The organism is Rhizobium sp. BK538 (assembly GCF_014197575.1).
In the GTDB taxonomy this organism is placed as follows: Bacteria; Pseudomonadota; Alphaproteobacteria; order Rhizobiales; family Rhizobiaceae; genus Rhizobium.
This window is the reverse complement of the sequence record NZ_JACIFT010000005.1, coordinates 15,233-41,469: the sequence shown is the minus strand read 5'-3', so window position 1 is coordinate 41,469 and position 26,237 is coordinate 15,233. Positions and strand designations below refer to the sequence as shown.

General features: G+C 59.5%; 25 protein-coding genes and 7 pseudogenes. 18 read left to right on the top strand and 14 right to left on the bottom strand.

The window, feature by feature from the left end; all coding sequences use genetic code 11:
• Window positions 1-4: 4 nt before the first annotated feature.
• The 4 genes and pseudogenes from FHX09_RS07405 to FHX09_RS07390 form a co-directional block, all read right to left on the bottom strand.
• Complete coding sequence (locus tag FHX09_RS07405; RefSeq protein ID WP_184449648.1) at window positions 5-412, bottom strand: heme-binding protein; 408 nt, start codon at window positions 410-412, stop codon at window positions 5-7.
• 311 nt (window positions 413-723) lie between these two features.
• Window positions 724-1,092 (bottom strand): response regulator, encoded by a 369-nt coding sequence (locus tag FHX09_RS07400; protein WP_184449646.1) that lies wholly within the window; start codon window positions 1,090-1,092, stop codon window positions 724-726.
• Between the two features lie 94 nt (window positions 1,093-1,186).
• A pseudogene (locus tag FHX09_RS30300) lies at window positions 1,187-1,832 on the bottom strand (response regulator transcription factor).
• Between the two features lie 141 nt (window positions 1,833-1,973).
• On the bottom strand, window positions 1,974-3,515 hold the full coding sequence (locus FHX09_RS07390) for a PAS domain-containing sensor histidine kinase (RefSeq protein WP_184449644.1): 1,542 nt from the start codon (window positions 3,513-3,515) through the stop codon (window positions 1,974-1,976).
• Window positions 3,516-4,066: 551 nt separating this feature from the next.
• Here FHX09_RS07390 and FHX09_RS07385 point away from each other — a divergent pair.
• Window positions 4,067-4,348, top strand: coding sequence for a hypothetical protein (locus tag FHX09_RS07385; protein WP_184449642.1), 282 nt, complete (start codon window positions 4,067-4,069; stop codon window positions 4,346-4,348).
• A 356-nt stretch (window positions 4,349-4,704) separates the two neighbouring features.
• On the opposite strand, the gene FHX09_RS07380 is transcribed toward FHX09_RS07385, so the two are convergent.
• Window positions 4,705-5,535 (bottom strand): DUF4118 domain-containing protein, encoded by an 831-nt coding sequence (locus tag FHX09_RS07380; RefSeq protein ID WP_184449639.1) that lies wholly within the window; start codon window positions 5,533-5,535, stop codon window positions 4,705-4,707.
• Window positions 5,536-5,748: 213 nt separating this feature from the next.
• Here FHX09_RS07380 and FHX09_RS07375 point away from each other — a divergent pair, with 213 nt between their 5' ends.
• Window positions 5,749-6,519, top strand: coding sequence for a hydratase (locus tag FHX09_RS07375; RefSeq protein WP_183723096.1), 771 nt, complete (start codon window positions 5,749-5,751; stop codon window positions 6,517-6,519).
• A gap of 216 nt (window positions 6,520-6,735) precedes the next feature.
• Here the strand turns inward: FHX09_RS07375 and FHX09_RS29735 are convergent.
• The 6 genes and pseudogenes from FHX09_RS29735 to dapA form a co-directional block, all read right to left on the bottom strand.
• Window positions 6,736-7,145, bottom strand: a pseudogene (locus FHX09_RS29735) (transporter associated domain-containing protein); the annotation flags it as partial.
• Window positions 7,142-7,267, bottom strand: coding sequence for a CNNM domain-containing protein (locus FHX09_RS29730; RefSeq protein ID WP_245505583.1), 126 nt, complete (start codon window positions 7,265-7,267; stop codon window positions 7,142-7,144). The gene FHX09_RS29730 and the pseudogene FHX09_RS29735, both read right to left, overlap by 4 nt.
• A 92-nt stretch (window positions 7,268-7,359) precedes the next feature.
• Complete coding sequence (locus FHX09_RS29725; RefSeq protein ID WP_245505581.1) at window positions 7,360-7,497, bottom strand: hypothetical protein; 138 nt, start codon at window positions 7,495-7,497, stop codon at window positions 7,360-7,362.
• Between the two features lie 225 nt (window positions 7,498-7,722).
• Window positions 7,723-8,146 (bottom strand): annotated as a pseudogene (gene trkD / locus FHX09_RS07365) (potassium transporter Kup); the annotation flags it as partial.
• A gap of 300 nt (window positions 8,147-8,446) precedes the next feature.
• Window positions 8,447-8,650, bottom strand: coding sequence for a hypothetical protein (locus FHX09_RS07360; RefSeq protein WP_246699409.1), 204 nt, complete (start codon window positions 8,648-8,650; stop codon window positions 8,447-8,449).
• A 219-nt stretch (window positions 8,651-8,869) separates the two neighbouring features.
• Entirely contained in the window at window positions 8,870-9,796 is a 927-nt protein-coding gene (gene dapA, locus FHX09_RS07355) for a 4-hydroxy-tetrahydrodipicolinate synthase (protein ID WP_132594706.1), read from the bottom strand.
• 307 nt (window positions 9,797-10,103) lie between these two features.
• Here dapA and FHX09_RS07350 point away from each other — a divergent pair, with 307 nt between their 5' ends.
• From FHX09_RS07350 to FHX09_RS07305, 10 genes and pseudogenes are all read left to right on the top strand, one after another.
• On the top strand, window positions 10,104-10,268 hold the full coding sequence (locus FHX09_RS07350) for a hypothetical protein (RefSeq protein ID WP_165933208.1): 165 nt from the start codon (window positions 10,104-10,106) through the stop codon (window positions 10,266-10,268).
• A gap of 16 nt (window positions 10,269-10,284) precedes the next feature.
• Window positions 10,285-10,374, top strand: a complete 90-nt coding sequence (locus FHX09_RS07345; protein ID WP_037068191.1) for a K(+)-transporting ATPase subunit F — start codon at window positions 10,285-10,287, stop codon at window positions 10,372-10,374.
• Between the two features lie 31 nt (window positions 10,375-10,405).
• The gene (kdpA, locus tag FHX09_RS07340; protein ID WP_132594708.1) at window positions 10,406-12,109 is read left to right on the top strand and encodes a potassium-transporting ATPase subunit KdpA; all 1,704 of its coding nucleotides are present in this window, start codon (window positions 10,406-10,408) and stop codon (window positions 12,107-12,109) included.
• Window positions 12,110-12,322: 213 nt separating this feature from the next.
• Complete coding sequence (gene kdpB / locus FHX09_RS07335; protein WP_132594710.1) at window positions 12,323-14,410, top strand: potassium-transporting ATPase subunit KdpB; 2,088 nt, start codon at window positions 12,323-12,325, stop codon at window positions 14,408-14,410.
• A gap of 63 nt (window positions 14,411-14,473) precedes the next feature.
• Entirely contained in the window at window positions 14,474-15,043 is a 570-nt protein-coding gene (gene kdpC, locus FHX09_RS07330) for a potassium-transporting ATPase subunit KdpC (protein WP_132594712.1), read from the top strand.
• 48 nt (window positions 15,044-15,091) lie between these two features.
• Complete coding sequence (locus FHX09_RS07325; protein ID WP_184449637.1) at window positions 15,092-17,800, top strand: sensor histidine kinase KdpD; 2,709 nt, start codon at window positions 15,092-15,094, stop codon at window positions 17,798-17,800.
• Window positions 17,797-18,489 (top strand): response regulator transcription factor, encoded by a 693-nt coding sequence (locus tag FHX09_RS07320; RefSeq protein WP_132594714.1) that lies wholly within the window; start codon window positions 17,797-17,799, stop codon window positions 18,487-18,489. Before FHX09_RS07325 ends, FHX09_RS07320 begins: the two co-directional genes overlap by 4 nt.
• A 54-nt stretch (window positions 18,490-18,543) precedes the next feature.
• The gene (locus tag FHX09_RS07315; protein WP_184449762.1) at window positions 18,544-19,020 is read left to right on the top strand and encodes a PTS sugar transporter subunit IIA; all 477 of its coding nucleotides are present in this window, start codon (window positions 18,544-18,546) and stop codon (window positions 19,018-19,020) included.
• Window positions 19,021-19,150: 130 nt separating this feature from the next.
• Window positions 19,151-19,634, top strand: a pseudogene (locus tag FHX09_RS29720) (CorA family divalent cation transporter); the annotation flags it as partial.
• A 477-nt stretch (window positions 19,635-20,111) separates the two neighbouring features.
• Window positions 20,112-20,390: pseudogene (locus FHX09_RS07305) on the top strand (DUF1348 family protein); the annotation flags it as partial.
• A 302-nt stretch (window positions 20,391-20,692) separates the two neighbouring features.
• Here the strand turns inward: FHX09_RS07305 and FHX09_RS07300 are convergent.
• Window positions 20,693-20,893: pseudogene (locus tag FHX09_RS07300) on the bottom strand (helix-turn-helix domain-containing protein); the annotation flags it as partial.
• Window positions 20,894-21,038: 145 nt separating this feature from the next.
• On the opposite strand from FHX09_RS07300, the gene FHX09_RS07295 reads away from it, so the two are divergent.
• Both FHX09_RS07295 and FHX09_RS07290 read left to right on the top strand, forming a co-directional pair.
• Window positions 21,039-21,503 carry a DUF1348 family protein gene (locus FHX09_RS07295; protein WP_132594716.1) on the top strand — a complete coding sequence of 155 codons (465 nt, stop codon included), beginning with the start codon at window positions 21,039-21,041 and terminating at the stop codon, window positions 21,501-21,503.
• A gap of 2 nt (window positions 21,504-21,505) precedes the next feature.
• The gene (locus FHX09_RS07290; RefSeq protein WP_132594718.1) at window positions 21,506-22,069 is read left to right on the top strand and encodes a TetR/AcrR family transcriptional regulator; all 564 of its coding nucleotides are present in this window, start codon (window positions 21,506-21,508) and stop codon (window positions 22,067-22,069) included.
• 261 nt (window positions 22,070-22,330) lie between these two features.
• Here the strand turns inward: FHX09_RS07290 and FHX09_RS29715 are convergent, their stop codons facing one another.
• Complete coding sequence (locus tag FHX09_RS29715) at window positions 22,331-22,651, bottom strand: Tad domain-containing protein (RefSeq protein ID WP_246699408.1); 321 nt, start codon at window positions 22,649-22,651, stop codon at window positions 22,331-22,333.
• On the opposite strand from FHX09_RS29715, the pseudogene FHX09_RS29710 reads away from it, so the two are divergent.
• Window positions 22,604-22,850, top strand: a pseudogene (locus FHX09_RS29710) (hypothetical protein); the annotation flags it as partial. The gene FHX09_RS29715 and the pseudogene FHX09_RS29710 sit on opposite strands and share 48 nt — an antisense overlap.
• Before the next feature lie 164 nt (window positions 22,851-23,014).
• Window positions 23,015-23,944, top strand: a complete 930-nt coding sequence (locus tag FHX09_RS07280; RefSeq protein ID WP_132594720.1) for a LysR substrate-binding domain-containing protein — start codon at window positions 23,015-23,017, stop codon at window positions 23,942-23,944.
• Here FHX09_RS07280 and FHX09_RS07275 read toward each other — a convergent pair.
• Window positions 23,933-24,883: an alpha/beta hydrolase gene (locus FHX09_RS07275; RefSeq protein WP_132594722.1), complete on the bottom strand. Its 951-nt coding sequence runs from the start codon at window positions 24,881-24,883 to the stop codon at window positions 23,933-23,935. The genes FHX09_RS07280 and FHX09_RS07275 overlap by 12 nt on opposite strands.
• 410 nt (window positions 24,884-25,293) lie before the next feature.
• Here FHX09_RS07275 and FHX09_RS07270 point away from each other — a divergent pair, with 410 nt between their 5' ends.
• Both FHX09_RS07270 and FHX09_RS07265 read left to right on the top strand, forming a co-directional pair.
• Window positions 25,294-25,737 (top strand): VOC family protein, encoded by a 444-nt coding sequence (locus FHX09_RS07270; RefSeq protein WP_007800336.1) that lies wholly within the window; start codon window positions 25,294-25,296, stop codon window positions 25,735-25,737.
• A gap of 75 nt (window positions 25,738-25,812) precedes the next feature.
• The gene (locus tag FHX09_RS07265) at window positions 25,813-26,208 is read left to right on the top strand and encodes a cupin domain-containing protein (protein ID WP_183723102.1); all 396 of its coding nucleotides are present in this window, start codon (window positions 25,813-25,815) and stop codon (window positions 26,206-26,208) included.
• Window positions 26,209-26,237 lie beyond the last annotated feature (29 nt).

Genomic DNA, 26,237 nt, shown 5'->3' with positions numbered 1-26,237 from the left:
AGGGTTAGGCGCCCAGGGCGGCCGCGGCCGCCTGTGCGATTTCGAGATCCTGCGGGACGGACCCGCCTGACACGCCGACAGCGCCAATCATCGTGCCGTCCGCATCAACGAGCGGAATCCCGCCCGCAAAGGGGGCGAGGCCACCATTCGTAAGTTCGAGTGCGTGGGCGGGCGCGCCCGGCCTGCAATATTCCCAGACGGCCTCGCTGGTGGTCTGGAAAAGCGCGGCGGTTCGTGCCTTGCGCGTGGCAATGTCGATCGAGCCGAGCACTGCGCCATCCATGCGGCTGAACGCCTTCAGATGGGCGCCGGCATCCAGCACCGTAATGTTGACGGGGACGCCGATGTCGACGGCCTTAGCCTCGCCGGCCGAGATGATCGCCTGGGCTTGTTTGGAGGTGATTTGCAGCATGTGCTTCTCCGTTTGAGATCTTTCGATCGGCACTCACACGTGCCAGGTCGGTGATGAGCATACTGCTGGACGAATGCCGTCGTCGCCATCGTACGGGCGGCTGTCTGGTTAAGACGAGCGGCTATGCGGCTCATGCGTTGGTATTAGATGCCACGGAGCGGTATCCCCGGTCAGCTTGATGGCTCTGCCGCCTGCGCCAGGAGGGCAACCGCCGCCCTTCACACCGCTGTTGTCAGCCGTGAGCGGCCGTTGCGGGTTGAAATCCTGATGAAGACTAATCTAGTGCGGGAGCAGAGGCGGGCCGAGTGGGCTCATGCCCTTATCGCCATTTCCAGGCATTCAACAAAGGCCGTGGTGTCTATCGGCTTCCTGAAGACGGCGACGGCCCCGCTGGCAAGGGCGCTCTCCTCGAGTCCAGGCTCAGTACGAGCGGTAATCAGGATTACAGGCACCTCGGATTGCCGCTCCGCGATCAGCCTTGTCAGATGGATGCCGCTCATGCCCGGCATCTGGACGTCCGTGATGACGCAGGAACAGCCCGACATGACACCCGCCTCGATGAATTCCTCGGCTGATGCGAAACCACGGGCAACATATCCGAGCGAACGGATCAGCCTGACAAGCGCTGACCGCATCGCCTGATCGTCGTCGATAATGGAGATGAGTGGTTCCCCTGCCACGCGGCATCACTCGCTTCTTGTTAGCTTGGCCGCGGAGATAGAGCGGAGCGCTGAACGTCAGCCTCGCACACGTCCCACCCTTTGGAAATCATACTCAGGTGTTAGCGTCGTGCTCAAGTCCCAGTTTCAAGGCATCGGCCATTCGCACCAGATCGGCGAGCGTACGAGCACCCATCTTGCGCATCGCAGCACCACGATGGATTTTGACCGTCACCTCGCTCAGTCCCAGATCCCCGGCGATCTGCTTGTTCATCCTGCCGGAGGTCGCCAGCATCATCACTTCCCGCTCGCGCGTCGATAATGTGGCAAAGCGACCTTTGAGACCGGCAGTGAGGTCCTCCGTGGCGCGTCGGCTGCGATCGCGGTTGATCGCCGTGCTCACTGCATCGAGCATGTCCTGGTCGCGGAAAGGCTTCGGCAGGAAGTCTACGGCCCCGGCCTTCATGGCCCGAACCGTCATGGGAATATCGCCGTGACCGGTGATCAGGACGACGGGGTAAGTTGATGCCCAGCTCGCCAAGCTGCGCCTGGAATTCAAGCCCGTTGATGCCCGGCAGCCTTACGTCGAGTACGATGCATCCGGGTAGATCCGGTCGCTGCGCATCGATAAACTCGCGGGCAGCTCCATAGCTGCGCGTTTCAAGGCTAACCGAGCGGAACAGGCGGTCTAGCGCGCGACGCAGCGCTTCATCGTCGTCGACGATGTAGACAATCGCTCTATCGTCCGGACTGTGCGACATTTAAAGGCCCATGTTCTCTAAAAGCGTTGAAACCATAGCATGACGGAAACTGCCTCGGATGCAAGACGAAGGCATTAGCCAAGACCGTTGGACTTGATGCGGTTTGATAATCGGCTCGCCTATGGAACTGACTGAAGCAGTTCAGGAGACTATATCGGCGAACGGTTTAGACTCTTGGCTGGGCGCGACGGGATTCGGAACGCCTATTCTGGATTTTGTCGACATGGACATGGGAACAGTAAACGAAAACACGGCGCCGCCCTTCTCGGCGTTTGTCGCCCAGAGCGCGCCGCTGTGGGCCTCTATGATAGAACGGCAGATCGACAGCCCCACCCCGAGACCGCTCGGCTTGGTCGTGTAAAACGGTTCGAAGACGCGCTCCAAGGCGGCTTGCGTCAAGCCCGGACCGGAGTCCTGCACGCTGACAAAGACTTTGTCGTCGTCTCTTCCGGCGGTGATCCGAAGATTGCGATTACCATCATCGACATCGCTCATCGCCTCGATGGCGTTGGTGATCAAGTTGAGCATCACTTGCTGCAACTGTACGCGGTCTCCTCGGACGGTCGGCAAGCCCTCCGAGAGTTGGACTTGTAAGGAGACACCGCTCTTCAGGGCTTTGCCGCGGCTAAGGGCAACAATCTCGCTGAGCGCCTCGGTGATGTCCAGGTTCTCAAGCGACGGCGGTGCGTTCTTGAACAGCGAGCGTATCCGATCAATGACAGCTCCGGCTCGCGTGCCGTCCTTCACAACGTCGTCGAGCGCCTCTCTCACCTCCGCAAGATCGGGCGGGTCCCTTCCCAGCCAGCGAAACGCAGCCTGCGCGTTGGCGAGTGCAGCGGCAATCGGCTGATTGACCTCGTGCGCGATCGAGGCGGAGAGTTCGACCAGGCTTGCGACCTGCGATGCACGCGCAAGCCTGTCGTTCGCGGCCTGGAGGGCCGCCTCTGCCCGCCTCCGATCATCGATGTCGATCAGCAAGTGGAGCCAGCGGAGGATGTTGCCTTGCGGATCCCGTAGAGGCAGGCCCAGGACGTTGTACCAGCGGTAGACGCCGTCGGCGCGACGGTGGCGAATCTCGATGTTGTACGAATTGCCCTGCTGGTGCGCCTCCAGATGAGCGGCGACCGTCCGCTCGAGATCGTCCGGATGGACGACTTCGGAGACCTTCCAGCCTTTCAGCTCCTCGAATGTCTTGCCGAAATAGTCGAGGGTCAGTTGATTAAGGCCTTCGACCTCGCCTGATGGTGTCGTCACGGCGACCGGAATCGGGATGCTGTCGACGATCAACTGAAAGTCGAGCTCACGTCGCCGCAAGGCCTCCTCAGCTCGCCGAAAATCCTCGACATCGGTGACCGTTCCACACCATTTGATGATCCGTCCGGCATCGTCGAGCATCGGACTGCATTGCACGCGAACTCGGCGATACTGCCCGTCGAAGCGCCGAACGCGCGCCTCCATCTCGCCTGACTGGCCGGACGCAAGAATCGACCGCCAGCGTTCGAACAGTGCGGGCAGGTCGTCCGGGTGTGCCGCAGTCTGCCATTCCGAGCCACGGGCTTCGTCCAGACTGAGGCCGGTGTATTCAGACCAGCGTCGATTGATGAGCTCGAGCTGCCCGTCTGGCAGTGCGATCCACACCATGGCCGGAAGCGCGTCCAAAACGCGGCTGAGGTCGAACTCCATTGCTGTCCTTTCCCCTCGAAAAGTATCGATTAGAGTTTGCTTACGATGTCATTCGATCTGTGTACAGACCGAAGAGACAGACGCTGCGCAAGGAGTGCAGTATCCGCGCTTGCCGTGTACGTCATTCGAAAAACCTCTTATGATAGTTCTTCGCCCGAGAGAGCCGACGAAGAGGCCCGTGCGCCCGACCGCGGCATGTGGGAAGTGGTCGGTCGGCAGGAGCCGGATGGAAGCTTTGTTGCACAGGCAACAGGTCCGGCACCTGAGAATGGTGAGTTCTGGGCGGACGCCCTCGATCGCATCAAGGACGATCCTGACCAGCGTTATGCTATGGCCCGCCGCCACCTGCCGCTCCCGGCAGCGTGGCGGGAGAGAAGCGGACGCCCATAGAGCCGGGCGGCGACGGGTGGTACGCCCCATTTGCGCGAGCGGCCGAGCCACGTCCGCCACGAAGCGCCGCTCGTCCTCGCCCACCTTGTTTGATATGTTCGGCATCTGCCGAATATGTAGAAGAACGGGCGGGCGGCAAGCGCGAGCCCAGGATAAGGCCCATGCTTCCATATCTTGTTGCCGCGATCATCGTGATTGGGCTGCCGACACTCTACGTCGCGATGCGATACCGCGAGTACCGCAAATTCCTTGCCGGCGCGTTCTTCGTCAGCAGCGGGATGCAATTCTACTTCTACTTCGCGAAGATCCCGATCCCGCTGATGTGGACCAGCGCGGTCCAGTCGCCTGAGCTCAGCGCTGTGCGTGGCACGGTCCACTTTGTGCTCTTTCTTATCTGTCTGTATTCCGGATGGTTCTTCCGTGGCAGGCGCCGCGCGGATTAGGCCGGCAGGACGCGATGGCGAGAACATCTAGAGAACGCGAATGCAAAAAACCGGCCGCTTGGACCCTTGTTAGCAGCCGCGAGGGGCGCTTGGACTGGTATGAACGGCAGCGCGCGCGATAGGGCGTGAACGCCTCCTCCACTGGCGCCCATCGGACCGCACGACGCGACCGAACATTCATGTCTCCACCAGATATTCAGCGGAACGAATCTGCATCGTCGCGCGTATGAAATCGATACGGCGAAGAGCTGCCGCAAATAGGAACTGCATGAAAGCCCGCCGGTGCCTCTCCGGGAGCTTTACGTGATCGCGAAGCTCGATACGCTTCGCGTGGGGTGTGCTCATCCGGCGCCGGCCTATACCTTGTAGCGATCAATCGTTGCAGCGAGGATCAGCGCGACAGTCTCCATGGTCGCATCAGGATTTGCCGGACGACGCTCCGGACTGAATGCAACACCAATGACAATCGTCTCGTCAACAGTCGCTTGGACCGGCCAGAAATCGAAGCGGGATTTGTCAAAGGGGTAGACACCCGCAGCCACCATCGCGTTCGACGCAGATGCCGCTCTCGCCGCATCTATTTCCACTTCGGTTAGGTTTGCCTCGCCGTCGACCTTCACGTTGTCGCTGCCCGCGTAAACGAGGGCGACCGGAGCCTGGAGAATCTCCGCCAGGATTGAACGCGTGAGGTCTTTCGCTTGCTCTGCGGAGGTCGCTGCAATCATCTGACGCGCGTAAATCTTGAGTTTGTCCTGGTGTAGACGGAAGCGGTCAAGCTCCGCTTTGTCGTGCCGTTTCGTCGATACAATGGTGCTGGTTATGCAGCCGACGACGAAGAGCAGCGCAATAGCCCAGATGTTGGCTGTGTCCGCTACCGCAAGCGAAAAACGGGGCTCGGTGAAGAAGAAGTTGTAGGCAAGGGCTCCGATAAGCGCGGAAAACAATGCCGGACCAAGACCGAATGCGACGCTGCTGACGACGACAGGCAGGACGTAGATCAGCGACAGGTTCGGAATTGTCTCATAGCGGTCAAAGCCGGCGGCGATTGCCGTGGCCATTCCCGCCATGATCAAAGAGGCGAGATATTGGACTGGGGATGGTATTTCTGAAAGGCCAAGGTCACTGTCAACCTTCGGCTTCGCCGCGACGCCACCTTCGGAGTGGGAAAGTTCACTATCCAAGGACATGAGCAAATCCTCCTAACAAACAGAAGTGGGCTGTGTTGGATTTGAATTCCATGTGGGAGCGAGGTGAGATTTATAAGTATCGTATAAGCGTGACCATCGGAACCTGGTGCCACTATGGGATTTTGATTTCCACGAGCTCGCGTTCGCATGGACACCTAACGCGCGAAAGACCATCTTCACGTCACAGCCAATCTCAGGAATTGGAGCCCGAAGATGTATTTCGAACTCAAGGACGCAACCGGCGACATCCTCGCCAAGAGTCGACGCCGTGAAGACGTCTGCGATCTTCCTTTAAACCTGATTGCCTCGGAAAAGGAGGCATACGACATCCAGTCGATCGCGCAGGAAGCCCTGGGCTTCGAGCGAAAGGGCTATGCCATTATCGGTACAAGCGACGCCTCACGTCAGACGTTGGGTTTGACCACCCCAATCTATTCGGAGATTCCCGCGTCCTATCTTCTTGAAGGGGTAAAGGAGTTCCGACTTCCGCCAGAAACGATCGGGGTCCAGTGCGAGTTCGTGTTCACCATGCGCCGATCCTATTCCGAGGCGGGCGAGCTCATCGACAGTAGAACTGCCAGCGACGCCATCCTGGCCTGTCGACCGGCCATTGGGATCATCGGCCGCCGGACTCGCCGGACATTCAATGGCGACTATGCGGCGATTGCCGACTTCGGCCTACATGTCGCAACGATCTGCGGCGATCCGGCTCCGGACGTACGGCTTGGCGATGTCGCCAAGATCGACGTGACGACGTTTCTGTTCAAGCAGACCGTCTTTTCGGGAAAGGCGACGTCGGTCATGGGCGATCCCTTGAACGCTGTCGCCTGGCTCGCCGCCGAGCTTGCAGCAAAGGGCCGACAACTCGAGCCGAACGACGTCATCGCAACTGGCTCGTGCACGAAAATTCTTCAGGTCTGGGCAGGCCAGCATCTAGCAGCCGACTTCGGCCCGCTTGGCCAAATCGAGTGCGTCTTTACCTGATACCCGGTGGCGTTGGGGAGCCGTGAATCCCAATACCGCTCACTCGGCAGGCGTGGTGGCGGTCGGCACAGCTCTCTGCGCTATCTCCGGCAGGAGGTAGGACGCAGCCACCGCGAGAAGCGCAACTATGATCGTCAGGGCGATTACGAACCTCTTCATCAATGCTTCCCTTCTACCCGAAAGCGTCAACAGCGGATGCGGACTATCGTCCGAAAATCAGCCTCCGGTCTGACCGACATCCTTATCGGCGCTGACGAGCACCTTGTCGACCCGGCGGCCGTCTAGGTCGATGACCTCGAAGCGCCAGCCGTTCTTGACGAAAGACTCCCCGAGATCATGAATGTGCTTGAGTTCTTCCAACACCAGTCCGGCGACGGTCTGGTATTCGACGTCGTCCTCCTTCGGAAAGTTCATGAATCCGCGAACTCGTCGATAGGCGTCCATCCCGAGACGAGGTAGGTTTCGTCGTCCCGTCGCTTGATCGCCTGCTCGTCTGCACTTTCGTCTCCAAACACGCCCATGATCGATTCCAGAAAATCGCCGGACGTGATCACCCCTTCGAAGTGACCGTACTCGTCGAAGACCAGGACCATGTGATGCGGCGACCTTCAAACGGCCTCGATCACGGTGGAAGGAACTTTGCTGGATTGTCGGCAAGTCGCAAGGCCTGGCGGGCGCCGCGGCTCCCCTGGTCGGCGAGCACCTTGAGCCGCGCCGGTCGGGCGGAAACGACCGCAAGCTCCGACATGGCGAGTACGCCATTGACGATGGTGAGAAGGATGACGATCGAGATTTCCAGAACCAAAGCGGAGCTTTCCTGCGAAGAGGGTGGGAAGAAAATCAGACGACGACGGTCGCGGCCAGCCGGCCCGTGCCGAGTACACGGACGATCCATGCAGCAATGCCGGAGACCTGCGCGGCTGCACGCCAGACCCCAGACCAGAGGAAAATGTTGAACGGCATCGGCAGAAAGAACACCGCGACCGCCAGCCAGTCGGGATAGCCATGGTATATGGTCAGAAGCGCAAGGCCGACGAAGAGGAGATTGACGACGGTGCCCTATACGATATCGCGCCAGAGCAGAACCTTGACCGGGACGCGATCCCGGTTCCGATCCTTCAGATATCGAAACAACAACTCCAACCCGCCTTTACAGTTTCCGCGATAGTTTGACTGACAAGATGTACGGATGCAACGACGACCTCAGATCACTATCTGCTCGCCGAGCTCCACGACGCGGTTAGCCGGAAGCTGGAAGTAGTCCGAAGGATCGATGGCGAAGCCGGCCATGGCGATGAACAGCTTGTCCTGCCAATGCGGCAGACCCGTATTCGGATCTCCGACCAGCTTTCGCCTCCCGACATAGAACGACGTCGACATGATCTCGAAGTCGAAGCCGGCCTTGCGGCAGAGCGGCAACGCGGCGGATATTTTCTGATCCTCCATGAAGCCAAAGAGGAGCTGGATTTTGGTGAAGCGTTTGGACGCTCAGGATCACGTTGCGCTCGTCGAGCATGCGAATGTGTCTCAGATTATGCAGGAGGACGCCGGGTGTCATGTCCGGGGCGCTGGCGAGGAAGATCGCCGTTCCGGAAACTTCGACCGTAGCGTGGTCCGACTTCCGCTCGAAGACCTCGAGCGCGAGCAGGTGTTCCATGGCGAAGTGAAACGAATTTTCGGCCGCGGCACGAAGCCCAGATGGATGGCCTGTCGGGCCAGGGAAAAGGTGCCAGTCTTGCGAGTTCGGCGCCAGCATGGCGTGCCACTGTGGCGGCCTACGGTCGCCCGTTCCATGAACTGTTGTCGACGCCTGTATCGGGTCGAACTTCTCTTCACCGCTGGACAGGGACGTCGAGGGGACGCAGTCCAGTACAACACGATGCGTAGAGTGCAGGGGCTGGCGGCGGCGCCCGTTCCGGAACCGATCTTAGTGAATAATCTGCGTGCGGATACCCGAGAGAATCCCAAGTTCCAAGATCTGCCCCTCAGCAGCTTTGCAGACCTGAGAAACGTCATAGTCAGCCGCTTCGCGCGCAAAATGCAGCGCGGCCGATTCATTGACAAACATTCCCCCGACATTCCCCTCCCTGTCCTTGACGATCCAGCGGCCCATACGGTCGCGGCCGATCATAAAGCGCGCCTCGATATTCTGCTGAGCGGAAACAGGGGCGTTATGCCATTGGAGCGGGTCCGTTTCGCGGGAAACCCGATTAATGCGTGCCATCTCAAAATCCTTTCCGATGGTCGTGAAGCGGTCGCCGACACGGCAATGCAACGCGGTCAATGTAAGCGAGTCCGGATATGGGTTCCATTGGACTGGGCCGCTCAGAAAATCGAAATCCCATAGGAATCAGGCCCATATCTGCGCGTGGCGCCTGATGTTGAAGGTGGTCTCCGACGCAAGGTAGGGTGCCAGCGCAGCGGCTATAGCGTGGCACTCCTCAGGTTCCGCGGGCACGAGCGGAAGCCGTACGTCCGCACTGCACCCGGTCATTAACGACAGCGCGTGCTTGATCGTCGGTGCGCCGCTGTCACCTATCGCCGCCACCAGGGGTGCCAATCGCTTCTGTATCAAAAGCGCCGCACAGATATTCTGCCCGGACGCCGCCTTTTGCATGGAACTGACAAGCTGGGGGGTGATGTTGCTCGTGCGGGAAATTACAGACGAGCCCCCGGCGATTAGAAACGCAAGTGCCGTCAGGTCATGACCTCCATACTGGATGAAGCGGTGCTTCAGACCAGGAGGCATCGCGGCGAAGGACGCTATGTCCCCGTCGCAATGCTTGAGGCCGACAATGTTCGGCATGTTCGCCAACTCGGTCAGGGCGCTGAGGCCGAGTGGGCTCGCCGTCCTGTTAGGGTCCACGTCGACGATGATTGGAACTTTTGTCCGGGTCGCGACCTCTTCGAAGTGGTGAACGATCCCTCGTTGGCCCGGCTTCGAATAATAGGGAACGGTCACCAAAGCGGCCGCGGCGCCGAGCTCGGCGGCGTGGAGCGTCTGCTCGATCGTCGTCGATGTAGAATTCGTCCCGGTGGCTGCGATGACGGGAACGCGATTGCGAGCCGCCGCGACAGCAGTCCTGACGACGGCATCTCGCTCGTCCTCCGACAGCGAGGTCCCTTCCCCGGTCGGATCGCACACGAGCAGCCCGTCAACGCCGCCGAGGACCTGGCGATCAACGAGAAGCTCCAGGCCGCGTTGATCAACCAGATCCGATCGGAAAGGAGTCACCAATGACGTGATAGCGCCCTGAGGCACTGCAAGATTTGGCATTACTTCTCTCATTTGAATCCCTCGAAGACCATGTGCACGGCATGCACGGACGCACCGGCGACTGCGCGAGATTTCAGGGGCCCAGCGACCGTCGTTCATCTAGGTCTGGAACGGGTAGGATTTCCATTGGAGGATGACGACGGGCCTATAGGAATCTCGTAGTGAGCCTCATGCCGGCTTCGGTGTCGCGCCTCTATAGGCCCACGGTCGTTTCGCACGCTGCCGTAGCCGACATTCTTTATAACTTTTTTATTTATACCGATTGCCTCGCATCTCGAACCTTTATCCGGATCAGGCGCATAACACCATGGCGGGGAAACGTCCTTTGCCGGTCGAGGCTCGCCCATTTGCCTCACCGTTTTCAAACGTCTGGAAGGATATGCGCCCGATGATGGACATCGTTCTGCTCGGCATCGCCGTGATCTTTTTCGCACTGTGCTTTGCCTACACCAAGGCCTGCGACACTCTCTGAACCGAGGAACCTCGCCATGATTTTCGACTATTTCCTGAGCGGTGCGGTGACGGTGTTTTTGACCGTTTATCTCACCTACGCCCTCATTCGCCCCGAGCGCTTCTAATCGAAGCTGCCCGTACTGAAAGTTACCTCCCATGACCCTCAACGGATGGCTTCAGATTCTGCTCTACTGCGGGATCATCATCGTGCTCGTCAAGCCGCTCGGCGGTTACATGACGCGTGTCTTCAATGGCGAGCGCACATTCCTGTCACCGGTCCTCGTTCCGATCGAACGGGGGCTTTACCGCATCGCCGGCACCAGCGAGCGCGAGGAGCAGCATTGGACCTCCTATGCCTTCGCCATGCTGATGTTCAACCTGTTCGGTGTGCTCGTCCTTTACGCGCTCCTTCGCCTGCAGGGCATGCTGCCTTACAATCCAGCCGGTATGGCCGCCGTTCCACCGGAGCTTTCCTTCAACACCGCTGTCAGCTTTCCGACCAATACGAACTGGCAGAACTACGGCGGCGAAAGCACGATGTCGTATCTGACGCAGATGGCTGGCTTAACCGTCCAGAATTTTGCATCGGCAGCGACGGGCATTGCAATCGCAGTGGCTTTCATTCGCGCCTTCGCGCGCGCTTCCGGTAAGGCCGTCGGCAATTTTTGGGTCGATATGACCCGTTGCACGCTCTACATCCTCCTACCGCTCTGCATCGTTCTCACGCTGGCTTACGTTTATCTTGGTGTTCCGCAAACTCTCGGTCCTTACGTCAACGCGACGACGCTTGAAGGTGCACAGCAGACGATTGCCCTCGGCCCGGTCGCCTCACAGCTCGCGATCAAGATGTTAGGCACCAACGGCGGCGGCTTCTTCAACGCCAACTCCGCCCATCCCTTCGAGAACCCGGACGCGATCTCGAACCTCATCCAAATGGTCACGATCTTTGCAATTGGTGCGGCGCTGACCAATGTCTTCGGCCGCATGGTCGGCAATCAGCGTCAAGGCTGGGCGATCCTGGCCTCAATGGGCGTACTGTTGATCGCCGGCGTCATCGTCACCTACTGGGCGGAAGCTGCCGGCAACCCACTGATGCACGCCTTCGGCCTTGGCGGTGGCAACATGGAAGGCAAGGAAGTCCGCTTCGGCGTCGCCATGTCCTCGCTCTTCGCGGTGATCACAACGGCCGCCTCGTGCGGCGCGGTCAACGCCATGCACGGCAGCTTCACGGCGCTCGGCGGCCTTATCCCGCTGATCAACATGCAGCTTGGCGAAGTCATCGTCGGCGGCGTCGGCGCAGGCTTCTACGGCATCCTGCTCTTCATCATCGTCGCCGTCTTTGTCGCAGGTTTGATGGTTGGTCGTACGCCGGAATATCTCGGCAAGAAGATCGAAGCCAAGGAAATGAAAATGGCCGTGCTCGCTATCCTGTGCCTGCCGCTCGCGATGCTCGTCTTCACCGCGATCGCCACCGTGCTTCCATCGGCTGTCGCGTCGGTCGGTACGGCGGGTCCGCACGGCTTCTCCGAAATTCTCTATGCCTATACGTCCGCTGCGGCGAACAACGGCTCGGCTTTCGGTGGGCTGACGGGCAACACGCCCTGGTACAACATCACGCTCGGCATCGGCATGCTGATGGGGCGCTTTCTGGTCATCATTCCGGCTCTCGCAATCGCAGGCTCGTTGGTCACCAAGAAGACGGTTCCCGCTTCCGCCGGCACATTCCCGACTGATGGCCCACTCTTCGTCGGCCTTCTCGTCGGTACGATCCTGATTGTTGGCGGCCTGACCTTCTTCCCAGCGCTGGCTCTCGGCCCGATCATAGAGCATCTGGTCATGATCGCCGGACAGACTTTCTGAGGTGAAGCAATGATCCTCCGCCACAAATTGCGGGATTCATTCCGCTCGCGTCCCGGTTCGCCGGGACGCGAGCGAGAGCGCCAAGCACGGGGCACGGACATCATCCTGATAATGATGGCCGCACTTTTTCTCATGCTGTGCGCCTACAGAATTTTATTTGGCTGATCGGACTTAACCGATCCTGTTGTCCTCTTTCTAAAGCTGGAGTCTCTTATGAGCCAGGCAAAATCCGCGAGTATCATGGATAGTCGCATTCTCATTCCGGCCGTGGGCGCCGCCTTTAAAAAGCTCAACCCTCGGGCACTTGCAAGAAACCCCGTCATGTTTGTCGTCGCCACGGTCTCGGCGCTGACCACCGTACTGTTTCTGCGCGACCTTGCTGTCGGCAACGGAAATCTTGGTTTCTCTTTCCAGGTCAATCTCTGGCTCTGGTTCACGGTGCTCTTCGCCAACTTCGCGGAAGCTGTCGCCGAAGGTCGCGGCAAGGCCCAGGCTGAGTCTTTGCGCAAGTCGCGGACGGAAACGCAGGCAAAGCTTCTAACCAACGGCAGTCGCACCGATTACAAAATGGTACCCGGAACCAGCCTCAAGGTTGGTGATCTCGTCCTCGTCGAAGCCGGAGACATCATCCCGTCAGACGGAGAAGTGATCGAGGGCGTCGCTTCCGTCAACGAAGCCGCAATTACCGGCGAGTCTGCTCCGGTCATCCGCGAGTCCGGCGGCGACCGCTCGGCTGTCACGGGTGGCACGCAAGTGCTGTCCGACGAAATCCGCGTCCGCATCACCGCTGCGGCGGGCTCGACCTTCATCGACCGGATGATCGCGCTGGTCGAGGGCGCTGAACGCCAGAAGACGCCGAACGAGATCGCGCTCAACATTCTGCTCGCCGGAATGACGCTGATCTTCGTGTTGGCCACGGCGACGATCCCGAGCTTTGCCGCCTATGCCGGCGGGTCGATCCCGATCATCGTACTCGTTGCCCTCTTTGTGACGCTGATCCCGACGACGATCGGCGCGCTTCTCTCGGCGATCGGCATTGCGGGCATGGACCGTCTCGTGCGCTTCAACGTGCTTGCCATGTCCGGTCGCGCCGTGGAAGCCGCGGGCGACATTGATACGCTGCTTCTCGACAAGACGGGCACGATCACGCTTGGCAACCGCCAGGCGACTGCCTTCCGACCGGTACGAGGCGTTTCCGAACAGGATCTGGCCGATGCGGCCCAGCTCGCATCGCTTGCCGATGAAACGCCAGAAGGCCGCTCGATCGTCGTGCTCGCCAAGGAGAAATACGCAATCCGCGGCCGCGACATGGCAAGCCTGAAGGCGCATTTCGTACCCTTCACGGCTCAGACCCGGATGAGCGGCGTCGATGTCGAGGGCTCGTCGATCCGCAAGGGCGCGGTTGACGCTGTACTCACCTACGTTGGCTCCAGCTCCGCATCTGTTTCGGGCAACGCCGTCGTCGCGCTGCAGGTCAACAACGACGTTGCACGTGAGTTGCAGGCCATTGCCGACGAAATCGCGAAGTCTGGTGGAACACCGCTCGCCGTTGCCCGCGACGGCAAGTTGCTCGGCGTCATCCAGCTCAAGGATATCGTCAAGGGCGGCATCCGCGAGCGGTTCGCCGAGCTGCGCCGCATGGGCATCCGCACCGTGATGATCACTGGTGACAACCCGCTGACTGCGGCAGCCATTGCTGCTGAGGCGGGGGTCGACGACTTTCTTGCCCAGGCGACGCCGGAAATGAAGTTGGCCCTGATGCGTGAGGAACAGGCCAAGGGCAAGCTCGTCGCCATGTGCGGTGATGGCACCAACGACGCGCCCGCTCTCGCTCAGGCCGATGTCGGCGTCGCCATGAACACCGGCACGGTCGCAGCCCGCGAAGCCGGCAACATGGTGGACCTCGACAGCGACCCGACCAAGCTGATCGAGATCGTCGAGATTGGCAAGCAGTTGCTGATGACCCGCGGCGCGCTGACGACGTTTTCGATCGCCAACGACATCGCCAAGTACTTCGCCATCATCCCGGCGATGTTCCTGACCTTCTATCCGCAACTCGGCGTGCTGAACATCATGGGTCTTTCGACGCCGCAGAGCGCCATCCTGTCGGCGATCATCTTCAACGCCTTGATTATCATCGCGTTGATCCCGCTATCGCTGAAGGGCGTGCGTTATCGTCCGATCGGTGCCGGCGCGTTGTTGTCACGCAATCTTCTGATCTACGGCGTCGGCGGCATCATCGTCCCGTTCATCGGCATCAAGGCGATCGACATGGTCGTCGCAGCCCTTGGCCTCGCATAAGTCTGATGCCGGACGCACCGCGTCCGGCTCCATACCTCAATTGAATCCTAGGAGTTCACGACAATGCTGAACCAGCTTCGCCCCGCAATCGTGATGATTGTTGCTACAACCGCCATCACCGGTCTCGTCTATCCTCTCGCCATGACTGGCGTGGCACAAGCGATCTTTCCGACGCAGGCCAACGGCAGTCTAGTCGAGAAGGACGGCACCGTGATCGGCTCGACGCTGATCGGTCAGGGCTTCACCAGTGACAAGTACTTCCATGGGCGTCCTTCGGCAGCCGGCGACGGTTACAATGCCGCCAGCTCGAGCGGCTCGAACCTCGGTCCGACGAGCCAGAAGCTGCTCGATCGCGTGAAGACAGACTACGAGGCAGCCAAGGCGACCAATCCCAATGCGGAGGTCCCGATCGATCTGGTGACAGCCTCGGGCAGCGGCCTCGACCCGCATATTTCACCTGAAGCTGCCTACTTCCAGATACCACGCGTTGCCAAGGCCCGCGGCACGGATGAAGCCAAGCTGAAGGCGATTGTCGATGCTGCCATCGATCACCCCGAACTCGGCATTCTCGGCGAGCCGACCGTGAATGTTCTCGCATTGAACATGTCACTCGACGCTGCCGCAACACAGTAAATGACGCCCGGAGCCTCACCGGCACCGGGCAGACAGAAGGAACACATGATGTCCATTAGCGACCGCGATCTATCAATAAGACCTTCGCCCGATGCTCTGTTGGAAAAGGCTCGTTCCGAGACGCGCGGTCGCCTCAAGATATTCTTGGGCGCCGCACCGGGGGTCGGCAAGACGTATGAGATGCTCGTCTCAGGCCGCGCCAAGGTCGCTGACGGTGTCGATGTCGTCATCGGTGTGGTCGAGACGCATGGCCGTAAGGAGACACAAGCGCTTGTGTCGGGCTACGAGATCGTTCCGCGTGTGGCCGTCGAATACAAGGGCCGGTCGCTCGACGAAATGGATCTCGACGCGATCCTTGCCCGGAAACCCGACCTTGTTCTCGTCGACGAACTAGCGCATACCAACGCCGAAGGTAGCCGCCACCCAAAGCGCTATCTCGACGTCAAGGAACTGCTCGACCGCGGTATCGACGTCTATTCGACGCTGAACATCCAGCATGTCGAGAGCCTGAACGATGTCGTCTCGCAGATCACCCGAATTCGCGTGAGAGAGACGGTCCCCGATTCAATCATCGACCTCGCGGACGATATCGAGATCATCGACCTGACACCAGACGATCTCATCAAGCGGCTGCATGACGGCAAGGTCTACATGTCAGGGACCGCCGAGCGGGCGCTGACGAACTACTTCACCCCCGGCAACCTGACGGCGCTGCGCGAACTGGCGTTGCGAAAGACCGCCCAGCGTGTCGATGACCAGCTTCTGACCCACATGCAGGCCAACGCGATTTCCGGCCCCTGGGCGGCAAGCGATCGCGTCTTGGTGTCGGTCGACCATCAGGCGCGATCGGCGTCGCTGGTACGGTATGCCTCGCGTATGGCCTCGCGCCTTCGGGCGCCCTGGGCTGCGGTCTACGTCGAGACTAATCATTCGATCAACCTCACCGAGGCGCAACGCGACAGTGTGGCGGCCACCCTCCGCCTCGCAGAACAGCTTGGCGGCGAAGCGATCACGCTTCCCGGACGCGAAGCTTCCGAGGAACTCCTACGTCACGCCGCCGCCAACAACGTCACTCATATTGTCATTGGCGCGCCTGCGAGGACCGCCTGGTGGAAGTCGTGGGGACGGTCTGTCGCGGATGAATTGATCCGGGAGGCTGGTGAGATAAGCGTCCACGTCATATCGGGCAGCGAGAAGGACGCCGCGACTTCGCGAGGTATTGGCACCGCCGCTGTTTCGTCCACGTTGGATTTCAGGGCCTACGCGCGCGCAACCGCCTACGTGGCCGTGGCACTTCTGGTCGGCGTGGTCCTCGATCAGGTGCTTGATGTCCGCAACCTCGCCCTCGTCTTCTTGATGGCGGTCTTGACATCGGCCGTCCTTCACGGTTTGCGGCCCGCGCTCTATTCGTCGCTCCTCGGGGCTCTCGCCTTCAACTTCTTCTTCCTGCCGCCCCGCTACACGCTCACGATCAGCGATCCGGAAAGCGTACTCGCGCTATTCTTCTTTCTTGGAGTAGCCGTCATCGCCAGCAATCTGACAGCGACCGTGCAGCGCCAGGCCGCCGCCGCCCGGCATCGCGCCAGAACGACGGAAGACCTCTACCTGTTTTCCAAGAAACTGGCCGGCACCGGCACGCTTGATGATGTTTTGTGGGCCACGGCATTCCAATTGGCCTCGATGCTCAAGGTCCGCGTCGTGCTGCTCCTGCCGGAAGAAGGCACCATCGCGGTCAAGGCCGGTTATCCTCCGGATGATACGCTTGACGACGCCGATATCGCCGCTGCCCGCTGGGCTTGGGAGCACAATCATGCCGCCGGCCGCGGTGCCGACACCCTGCCTGGAGCCAAACGACTCTACGTGCCGCTTAGAACCGGGCGCTCCGCTGTCGGCGTGATCGGTCTCGATAGCGACCGCCGCGACGGACCGCTGCTAACGCCAGAGCAGCAACGCCTGCTCGACGCGCTCGCCGATCAAGCCGCGTTGGCGATAGAACGCATCCAGCTCGTTGCGGACGTCGATCGCGCTAGGCTCGCGGTGGAAGCCGATCGCTTGCGCTCGGCGCTGCTCACATCGATCTCCCATGACCTCAAGACGCCGCTCGCGGCCATATTGGGCGCTGCTGGAGCGCTACGCGAATACCTGGAATCGATGCCAGCGGAAGATCGCATCGATCTGCTCTCGACGATCGTCGATGAATCCGAGCGGCTCAATCGTTTCATCGCCAATCTGCTCGATATGACGCGACTGGAATCCGGAGCGATGGAGCCGAACACCGCACCGCACTTCATTGGCGATATCGCCGGCAGCGCTCTCCGGCGAAGTGCCAAGATACTTGCGCACCATAAGACTGAAATGAGCATCGCCTCTGATCTGCCGATGGTTCTCGTCGACCCCGTGTTGCTTGAACAGGTTCTGTTCAACCTGCTCGACAACGCGACAAAATACGCTCCTGAAAACTCTACGATCAGGATCAATGGCTGGTCGAATGCCTACAACGTTTTTATCCAAGTGTCCGACGAGGGCCAAGGGATTCCACCCGCCGATCTTGAACGGGTTTTCGACACTTTCTACAGAGTGCGCAAGGGCGACCAGGTACGAGCGGGAACCGGCCTCGGCCTTTCCATCTGCCGTGGTTTCGTTGAAGCCATGGGTGGCACAATTTCGGCAGAGAACCGCAACGACAGAACGGGAGCCATCTTCACCATTCGCCTTCCGAAAACGAACGATATTCCCAAACTGGATGAATTCAAATGACAGGCGCAGCTATCAACATCCTTGTCGTCGACGACGAGCCGCCGATCCGTAAACTTCTTCGCGTCGGCCTTTCCGCGCAAGGATATACAGTGGCGGAGGCATCCGACGCTTTCGAGGCAACCGAATACCTGAAGCAGCATCAGCCCGATCTCATCATCCTCGACCTCGGCTTGCCAGACAAACCCGGCTATGACCTTCTGCAGGAATGGCGACATGCCGGGGTGCTTACCCCAGTCGTCATTCTATCAAGTCGGACGGACGAGATCGGCATCGTCAAAGCGCTTGAGACCGGCGCGGACGACTATGTTACCAAACCTTTTGGAATCAATGAGCTCGTTGCACGCATCGGCGTAGCGCTTCGCCACCGCCTTCAGCAACAAGGTGAACGGGCGATATTTCAGACCGGAGGGCTGACGATGGATCTCGTCAAGCGCATCGTCAGAGTGGACGGTATCGAGATTAAACTCTCTCCGAAGGAATACGACATTCTCCGCGTCCTTGCGCAGCACGCTGGCAAGGTGCTGACGCACCAGTTTGTCTTGAAGCAGGTCTGGGGACCGACTGCCGATGTCCAGTACCTTCGTGTCTACGTCCGGCAACTGCGTCAGAAGGTCGAAAAGTTCCCCGATCAACCGCAGTACATCACGACGGAGACCGGTGTGGGATATCGATTGCGTGAACCGGACTGATGCGCGTAGACACGCCTGGCAACCACCAAAATGATCGATATAGATGACATGATAATGGACCTTACGAACATCTTCCTTCCAAGCGACGTTTTTGTCGGCGCCCCGTCGCAAACAAAAGCCAAGGCGCTGCACGTCGCCGCCACGAAAGCTTCCGAGGCGCTGGGAGTGGACGCTGCTTCACTCCTCGGCGTCCTCGAAAAGCGGGAGTTACTTGGATCGACCGGCATCGGCAAAGGGATTGCCGTGCCGCATGCAGCGTTGCCCGAGCTGGGTCCCCCTCGCGGCTTCATTTTCCAACTCTCTCGTCCGCTTGATTTTGATGCTATCGACGAAGCCCCAGTCGACCTGATATTCCTACTGGTGTTTGGTGAGGAATGGCGTTCAGATTATTTGAAAGTGCTCGCGACGATCGCCCGAAAGGGTCATCACACCGCGATTATTTCGGCGATGCGAAACGCGGAGGACTCCGCAAGCCTTTACGCAGCCTTCATGGCGTCCGAAGAGCTGCCGCAGCCCCAGCCTCCGGGATGAGCTGCTTCAGCGTCACCTCGCAGGACCAGCGCGGACTGCGCCACGCGAGCTGCACAAGGCACCCTAGATAACTGGACAACGATGTCTTGCCGTTCCAACGATGCATAACCCGGTGCGTGAAGGATCGTTCGTGAGCGTCGTTGCAGCATTCCTCTACAGAAATGGCCGCCGAGCCGAAGCCGTCTCTCTTGAAGATCCAAGGGCCACCGACGCGACGGACGAGTTTGTCTGGATCGGCCTCCATGATCCGAGCGCCGACGAACTTGGTTCTCTTCAGAAGGCGTTTCATCTGCACCCTCTTGCCGTCGAGGACGCCCTCAACGCAAGGCAGGTGCCGAAGGTGGACGTCTATGATGACCAGATCTTCGTGGTCGCGAAAACCGCCCACCTCGACGGCGATGAGATCGAATACGGCGAGACCTCGATCTTCGTCGGACGTCATCACATCATCTCCGTTCGCCACGGATCAGATCGCGGCCACAGCGAACTCAGGAAGCAGCTTGAGGCATCTCCGCAGATCCTGAAAAAACGGTCCAGACTACGTCCTTCATGGCATCCTTGATTTCATCGTCGACGGCTACCTGATCAATCTTGGGCTGCTCGACACAGTCGAGATTAACAATCCGATGAACGGTCGCCCACAGTTGGCAGTAACAGTGGAGTCGATGGATCGCTTCCAAAAGGATCACATTCTCGTCTCCGAAGTGGCCGCGCTGCATGGAACTCGTCCGATTACAATCTTGGATCTTTTTGCCAAAATTGGTGTACGACCGATCTACGACAATTGTGGCAATGTTAGCCGCTACTTCCTCCGCTCGGAAGTGTTGAACGCACCGATCGAGGTTCGCAGGTTCAAGGGTAAATAGCACCTTTCTTCGACAAATCCGGCATCTCCCAGGCTCGCTTCGGCGGGCCTTTTTTGCGTTTAGCTCCAAGAGGAAGGTTATCGTGCTAAATCCAGGATCACACCTACCGCGGAGAAACGACCAACTTTGAATCAGGCTCCAAAGTCGATCCTATAAACAATTGAAAATAAAACACTTTTCCCGTTGCGAGGCATTCTCAGGCGCAAACATATGCGGATTTACCACAAGTGGAACAAGGAACACGAATACCGGCTCATCAAGGAACTGTGGGCCTTTACGGACAACCGCATCGCGGTGCGTTATGCCTACGAGTATTGCGACGACAGCGGGCAGTGGTTTCGCGCCTACGGCAACGAAAACTGGCTTTTTGCCGAAGACGGGTTGATGTCACACCGGCACGCCAGCATCAATGAGATGCCGATCGCCGAGGCGGATCGCAAATATCATTGGCCGCTTGGCCGGCGTCCGGACAACCATCCCTCGCTGAGCGATCTCGGCCTTTAAGCGCCACCCCCCCTTGTGATCGATCTCGCCAGTGCCCGCCCGCACTGGCGCGTTCTGTCGTTATGGATGCTGGGCACCCGTCAAGGCGTGCCCGACGCAGGTTTGCGATCCGTTATGGTGATGAACCGAGACCCGTAGCCAGCACGGTTTCGATGGCCCCTATGCGTTTCGCTGATGAAGTCGAATAAAACCGGCCTCGCCGCACCATGTACAATGGAGGCGATGGTGCTTGGCAGACCCATGCCCGTTGCAGATGATCGTCCTCTGCTGACGGCCAGCAGGGCACCACATTACCGATACGATCACAGTCGCGCATCGCCGCGATAGACGTTTGGCCTCGCGCCCGTCAACCGGCCAAACACCTTACGGAATGCTGCCGGATCCCGATAGCCGACTGCCCAGGCAATGCTCTCGACCGAACCGTTCGTCGTCTCAAGCAACTGCCGCGCCTTCATGACGCGCACGTTCTGCAGATATTCAGTCAGCTTCAGCCGCGTCGCCCGCGGTTCGAGCCGGAGAAACGCCCTTAAAAAAATTTCGCGACACCGCAAAAAACAGGTTGACACCCAAAATCACCGTAGCTACTGTACCAATCAGTAAAGTCTTTACCGAACAGTACACAAAAACGATTTACAAAGGAATATCAACATGTCACGTCCTCCTCTTCCCCCGTTCACCCGCGAAACTGCAATTGAAAAGGTCCGTCTGGCCGAAGATGGCTGGAACAGCCGCGATGCCGCCAAGGTCGCCCTCGCCTACACGGTCGACACCCGCTGGCGGAACCGCGTAGAATTCGCGACCAACCGCGAAGAAGCCCAGGCATTTCTGACGCGTAAGTGGAACAAGGAGCATGAATACCGCCTCATCAAGGAGCTCTGGGCTTTCACCGGCAACCGCATCGCTGTACGGTACGCTTACGAATATCGCGACGACAACGGGCAGTGGTTCCGCGCGTATGGTAACGAGAACTGGGAATTCGCAGAGGACGGCCTGATGGCACACCGCCACGCATCCATCAACGAAATGCCGATTGCTGAAAGCGATCGGCTGTACCATTGGCCGCTCGGCCGCCGTCCGGATGACCATCCCGGCCTCAGCGATCTGGGTCTCTAATCATGGCCCGCATGGTCGCTGAAAGATCCGACGCCATCGCCTCCTTGGCCGAAGTATTTCGCGAACATGGATACGAAGGTGCAAGCCTTGCCTTGATCGGCAAGGCCACCGGCCTTGGCAAGGGCAGTCTGTACCACTTCTTCCCGAACGGGAAGGAGGAGATGGTGCAGGCTGTGCTTGCCGAGATTGAACAATGGTTCGAGGATTCCGTCTATTCCCCCCTGCGAGACGGGACCGATGCCGATGCCGCCATCACTGCAATGCTCGATGAAACTGCGAAATACTTCAGGTCGGGCAGGCGTGTCTGTCTCGTCGGTGCGTTGGCTGTCGCCAACACCCGAGACCTCTTCGCGCAGGCCATCCGGGGTTACTTCGTATCCTGGGTGGACGCGTTGCAATCAGCGCTCGTCCGGCAAGGCCGTGACGCTGAGCAGGCGCGCCTCCTCTCGGAAGACGCCGTTCTCGCCATCCAGGGAGCGATTGTTCTGTCTCGGGCATTGGACGATCCGGCAGTCTTCCAGCGTGCCATCGACCAACTCCGTGCGCGATTGGCCGTCGAAGGATAGACGAACTACAACGAGCGCTCCACGCGCGAGTTGCCTTGAAACCGCGTCACTCCCGGGCCGAAGACATCGCATCCGCGGGACGCCATCGTGGCGAATCAGCGGGCGCTGAGGCGGCGGCACAATCTCGTATGTCGTCGTCCTTTCGGTAGCCCCGCCAATCTTTCCCGACGACGCAAGTCACCGCGACGGGCCGCAGAGCGGTCAACAACAGCAGAAGATTCCACAATGAAAACGATCTTGCTCGCCGTCGCCGCTGGGCGATTAGGCAGTGGATCTTGGATCGCCCCTCCCGCCAACCCTTCTTTGCAGAATCCCAGTTGCACCTGAAACCCCGGACTGGTGCATCCCCCTCGTAATCCGCCTCCTCCCATTCTTCAGATGCACCCTGATAGTTGGCCTCTTCGATGTCCAACCAGGTTTCGATCGGCGACGCCGAGTGGCTTCCGCCTCGGTTTGGCCCTCGCCGTAAAGCCGGACCGCGCTGAGCGCGGCGCTATCCAATGCCTCCTGCAGCTTGTCAGCCTCGAAACCGGCATTGGCGTAGTCAACTGCGACGGAAGCCGCGGCGAGCAACGGCACCATTGCCAGCGGAAGGATCTGGTGCGACGGGTCGCGATGCCGACGGAGAGACAGAACCCTGATCGCGCCGATGCTCGACCAGTATATTGAGACTGAGATGAAGCCGGCCTTCGAAGCCCTCGGCTTTGACTGTCGCAATCTTTCCCAAGCTGGCTGGCCTTTTCTTTACGTCGAGCGCCACGAGGACGCCCTTCGACCGACGACGGACTGTGACGCCATAAACGCGGATTGGGAACTCCCTGGCTCTCTCAGGCTGGCTAAAGGCAATCGTATCGCTCTCTCGCAGGTGACAGGGAGCCGTCAAACGTGTTCAATCCTCCGAGCCGATTTGGCTTCGACAAAGACAAACGCTAGCCGCGGTGTCCGATGGACAGATTTGATGCCATGCGTGTGTTGCTTGCGGTGGTCGACGCCGGCAGTTTGTCGGCCGGCAGTCGGGTGCTGAACGCGCCGTTGCCCAGCGTCAGCCGCAAAGTCGCCGATCTGGAACGGCAGCTCGGCGCAAATCTCATCATCCGCACAAGTCGGAACCTGCAGCTGACGGATGCCGGGCGCGACTATGTCGAAGCCGCGCGGAAAATCATGGCAGATCTTGAGGAGGCCGAGCGCCGTGCCTCCGGGGAATATCACACCCCTCGCGGGACCCTGACAATTACGATGCCCGTGGAGTTCGGGCGCCGCTACGTGTTGCCGATCGCGCTGGAATTCATACAGCAACACCCAGAGGTCTCGTTGAACCTGCTGTCGCTCGACCGCACGGTTCACTTGGTCGGTGAGCAAGTGGATATCGCCATCAGGCTCGGCAAACTTGCGGACAGTTCCCTCTATGCGGTGAAGGCTGGCGAATTCCGGCTGCTCACCTGCGCCAGCCCGACTTATCTGAAGCGGAGTGGACGTCCCGAGCATCCCGGCGACCTGGCAAACCACGACGGCATCATTTTCAACAAGCGGACATTCTTCTGGACATTCGACGTCGATGGCGCATCGATTGAATCCGTCCCCCGCCATCGGGTGGAGGTCAACACTGCGGCGAACTGTGTCGCCGCCGCGCTCAGCGGAGCGGGTATTGCACGGCTTTTCGACTACCAGGTTGCCGACGAGTTGGCGTCGGGCGCGCTTGTGCCGATCCTGGATGAATACGCCGGCCCACCAGGGCCAATCCACATCGTCTATTCGCGCCAAGGTCTACTCGCCTCGAAGGTGCGTTCATTCATCGACTGGACCCTGCCGCGGCTTCGGGCGGCCTGCAGAAGTTATGGTGCCGACCTCGCGAGTGCTACCGTCTCACCGGAATGAGGCGCGCACTTCCTCAACGGTCTGCTCTGGCTTCTGCAAATGCGGGTAATGCCCGAGGCCACCCAATATATCGAGTTTCGCATCGATCCGCTTGGCCAACTCGGCGCCCATTTCCTTTCTGATGTAGAGGTCCTTCTCGCCCCAGACTACCTTGATTGGGGTCTTGAGCTTGTCCAGATTTGCCTCGAGGAAATCCTCATCCCGCGTGAACTTTGCATAATAGTAATAGAAGGCATCAGCCGAGGTCAAAGCCCCGTGGCTCCAGCCACGGACCATGTCTTTCTGGACGTCTTCGGGCAGGTCGAACTGCTCTTCCTTTGAAAGACCTCGCCTGTAGGCATTCGCCAGAATCTCGGCGCTGGTCTCGTTCATGTGCGCGCGCACCTGTGAGGCCGAAGGCTCGGCCTTCAGGCTCTGCAGACTGTCGAACATGTATTCGGGCCGGTTGAACGGCGCAAAGTCGCCGACGATGATGCTCCTGGCAATATCCGGTTCGTCGACTGCCAAAAGCAGCGCAGGAAGGGCACCGATGTCCGTGGCGTAGATCGTAAGATTCGATCGATCGATGCCGGCTTTCTCGATATAAGCGTTCAGCACCTCCGCGTAGGCTGTGGGTGAGTAGGAGAATTTCTCGACAGCGGGTCGCGTCGATTGTCCAAACCCTGGCCAGTCGAAGGCATGCACTTCGAAGTCGTCGCTGAGTGCAGCCGAGATCTCCTTCCAGACAAATAGGGTTTCGGGAAACCCGTGCAGGAAGAGGACCGTCCCCTTCGGGTCCGGTGCCCGCACCACCATTCTCCTCAGCGTGATGCCCTTGCCAACGTCGAGGAAGCTGATGCTGGCCTGGTTTTTTCGCTCGGCGGCTGCAGCATGCCCCAGCGACATAGGTGTAAAAGCCGCTGCGGCCGCAAGCAGGGTTCCGATTGACAACTTCAGCATGTGAGTGCCCTTTCGTTCGAAATTCCACGATCGGTTTGTCGATTGCCGCAAAATCGAACATCGCCACCGCATCGGGTAGAGCAAGAATGCGAGAGGCAGCCTCTTGAATTCGGCAGGTCCCGAACCGGCATGAACCGCTTGCGTCGATCGCACCGCAGCCGATCTGGCGGATGCTCGCCGCAGACGAAATACAAACGTGCACGGTGTCGTCGACGATCTTTGTGGATAGCGAGCTGGCGCTCAGCGCCCTGCATCGAAGCCTATTCAGGGCATCGAAACGAGAGGCTGGCTCTCAGTTTCCCTGAGTACCGAGGCAAGCTTGCCCCGCTTAGATTCTTCCCACTCGCTGGCCGAAGAGCTCGCATTCGAGATGGCCGCGATTGAACCCCTGAGCCAAAAGGAAGACGGACATGAACGACATGACAGCCAATAAACAACATGCCGCCCGGCCCGAGACGGTGCGTGGCCTGCCGGGCCATTCGACCGTCGGGACCAACGACCTGGATGCCGCCTCGGCATTCTACGACAAACTGCTTGGCGTATTCGGGATCGGCCGCGTTCTCGTCCAGCCCGGCCGCGCTGTCTACTATGGCTACCAGACGCTGGAATTCGGCGTCATCAAACCGTTTGACAGCAAGCCGGCCACCGTCGGCAATGGTGGAATGGTTGCTTTCGAAGCTCGCTCCCGTGCCAAGGTCGACGAAGCGCATGCGACCGCTTTGGCGCTGGGCGGCTCCGACGAAGGAGCTCCGGGCCCGAGAGGCGAAAACGGCGAAGGCCCCTATTGTGCCTATTTCCGCGATCCTGAAGGCAACAAGTTCCTGATCTACCGTGCAGGTCCGGATCAGGTCTGATTGCGACCACCAACCTTTCTCGGGAGCGTGGCGTACCTTGCCCACGCCTCCCACCATCTTCGAAGGGGGAAACATATGAAAACGCGTATGACGATCATCTCAGCCCTGGCACTTGGCGTCCTGTCGCTTCAGACAGCTCAGGCACAGCAGCTTGATATACAGCGCATCGATGTCGCCAAAAGCAATATCAGCGTTCCGGGAAAGGAAGCCATCCAGACGAGAGTCGATCGCAATCCCGGCGCTCTGGCAACCAATCACAAGCACCCCGACGAAGAAATAGCGGTCGTCCTCCAGGGCACGCTGGAATACCGGATCGAGGGCCGCAAGCCCGTTACGCTGAAGGCCGACCAATCGCTGTTCATTCCCTCGGGAGTGCCGCACACCGCCAAGAACGTCGGTGACGGCAAGGCTTCCGAATTGGCGACCTATGTCGTCAGCAAGGGCGTCGCACTCGTCGAGCCGGTCAAATGAGCCCTGGAAGCTTCCCGCGCAAAGGATGC

Bases quoted from the DNA above. Each gene is read 5' to 3' on its own strand.
- FHX09_RS07405 (WP_184449648.1), bottom strand. From the start codon at position 412: ATGCTGCAAATCACCTCCAAACAAGCCCAGGCGATCATCTCGGCCGGC.
- FHX09_RS07390 (WP_184449644.1), bottom strand. From the start codon at position 3,515: ATGGAGTTCGACCTCAGCCGCGTTTTGGACGCGCTTCCGGCCATGGTG.
- FHX09_RS07385 (WP_184449642.1), top strand. From the start codon at position 4,067: ATGCTTCCATATCTTGTTGCCGCGATCATCGTGATTGGGCTGCCGACA.
- FHX09_RS07380 (WP_184449639.1), bottom strand. From the start codon at position 5,535: ATGTCCTTGGATAGTGAACTTTCCCACTCCGAAGGTGGCGTCGCGGCG.
- FHX09_RS07375 (WP_183723096.1), top strand. From the start codon at position 5,749: ATGTATTTCGAACTCAAGGACGCAACCGGCGACATCCTCGCCAAGAGT.
- FHX09_RS29730 (WP_245505583.1), bottom strand. From the start codon at position 7,267: ATGTCGGAGCTTGCGGTCGTTTCCGCCCGACCGGCGCGGCTCAAGGTG.
- FHX09_RS07360 (WP_246699409.1), bottom strand. From the start codon at position 8,650: ATGATCGGCCGCGACCGTATGGGCCGCTGGATCGTCAAGGACAGGGAG.
- dapA (WP_132594706.1), bottom strand. From the start codon at position 9,796: ATGCCAAATCTTGCAGTGCCTCAGGGCGCTATCACGTCATTGGTGACT.
- FHX09_RS07350 (WP_165933208.1), top strand. From the start codon at position 10,104: ATGGCGGGGAAACGTCCTTTGCCGGTCGAGGCTCGCCCATTTGCCTCA.
- FHX09_RS07345 (WP_037068191.1), top strand. From the start codon at position 10,285: ATGATTTTCGACTATTTCCTGAGCGGTGCGGTGACGGTGTTTTTGACC.
- kdpA (WP_132594708.1), top strand. From the start codon at position 10,406: ATGACCCTCAACGGATGGCTTCAGATTCTGCTCTACTGCGGGATCATC.
- kdpB (WP_132594710.1), top strand. From the start codon at position 12,323: ATGAGCCAGGCAAAATCCGCGAGTATCATGGATAGTCGCATTCTCATT.
- kdpC (WP_132594712.1), top strand. From the start codon at position 14,474: ATGCTGAACCAGCTTCGCCCCGCAATCGTGATGATTGTTGCTACAACC.
- FHX09_RS07325 (WP_184449637.1), top strand. From the start codon at position 15,092: ATGTCCATTAGCGACCGCGATCTATCAATAAGACCTTCGCCCGATGCT.
- FHX09_RS07320 (WP_132594714.1), top strand. From the start codon at position 17,797: ATGACAGGCGCAGCTATCAACATCCTTGTCGTCGACGACGAGCCGCCG.
- FHX09_RS07315 (WP_184449762.1), top strand. From the start codon at position 18,544: ATGGACCTTACGAACATCTTCCTTCCAAGCGACGTTTTTGTCGGCGCC.
- FHX09_RS07295 (WP_132594716.1), top strand. From the start codon at position 21,039: ATGTCACGTCCTCCTCTTCCCCCGTTCACCCGCGAAACTGCAATTGAA.
- FHX09_RS07290 (WP_132594718.1), top strand. From the start codon at position 21,506: ATGGCCCGCATGGTCGCTGAAAGATCCGACGCCATCGCCTCCTTGGCC.
- FHX09_RS29715 (WP_246699408.1), bottom strand. From the start codon at position 22,651: ATGGTGCCGTTGCTCGCCGCGGCTTCCGTCGCAGTTGACTACGCCAAT.
- FHX09_RS07280 (WP_132594720.1), top strand. From the start codon at position 23,015: ATGGACAGATTTGATGCCATGCGTGTGTTGCTTGCGGTGGTCGACGCC.
- FHX09_RS07275 (WP_132594722.1), bottom strand. From the start codon at position 24,883: ATGCTGAAGTTGTCAATCGGAACCCTGCTTGCGGCCGCAGCGGCTTTT.
- FHX09_RS07270 (WP_007800336.1), top strand. From the start codon at position 25,294: ATGAACGACATGACAGCCAATAAACAACATGCCGCCCGGCCCGAGACG.
- FHX09_RS07265 (WP_183723102.1), top strand. From the start codon at position 25,813: ATGAAAACGCGTATGACGATCATCTCAGCCCTGGCACTTGGCGTCCTG.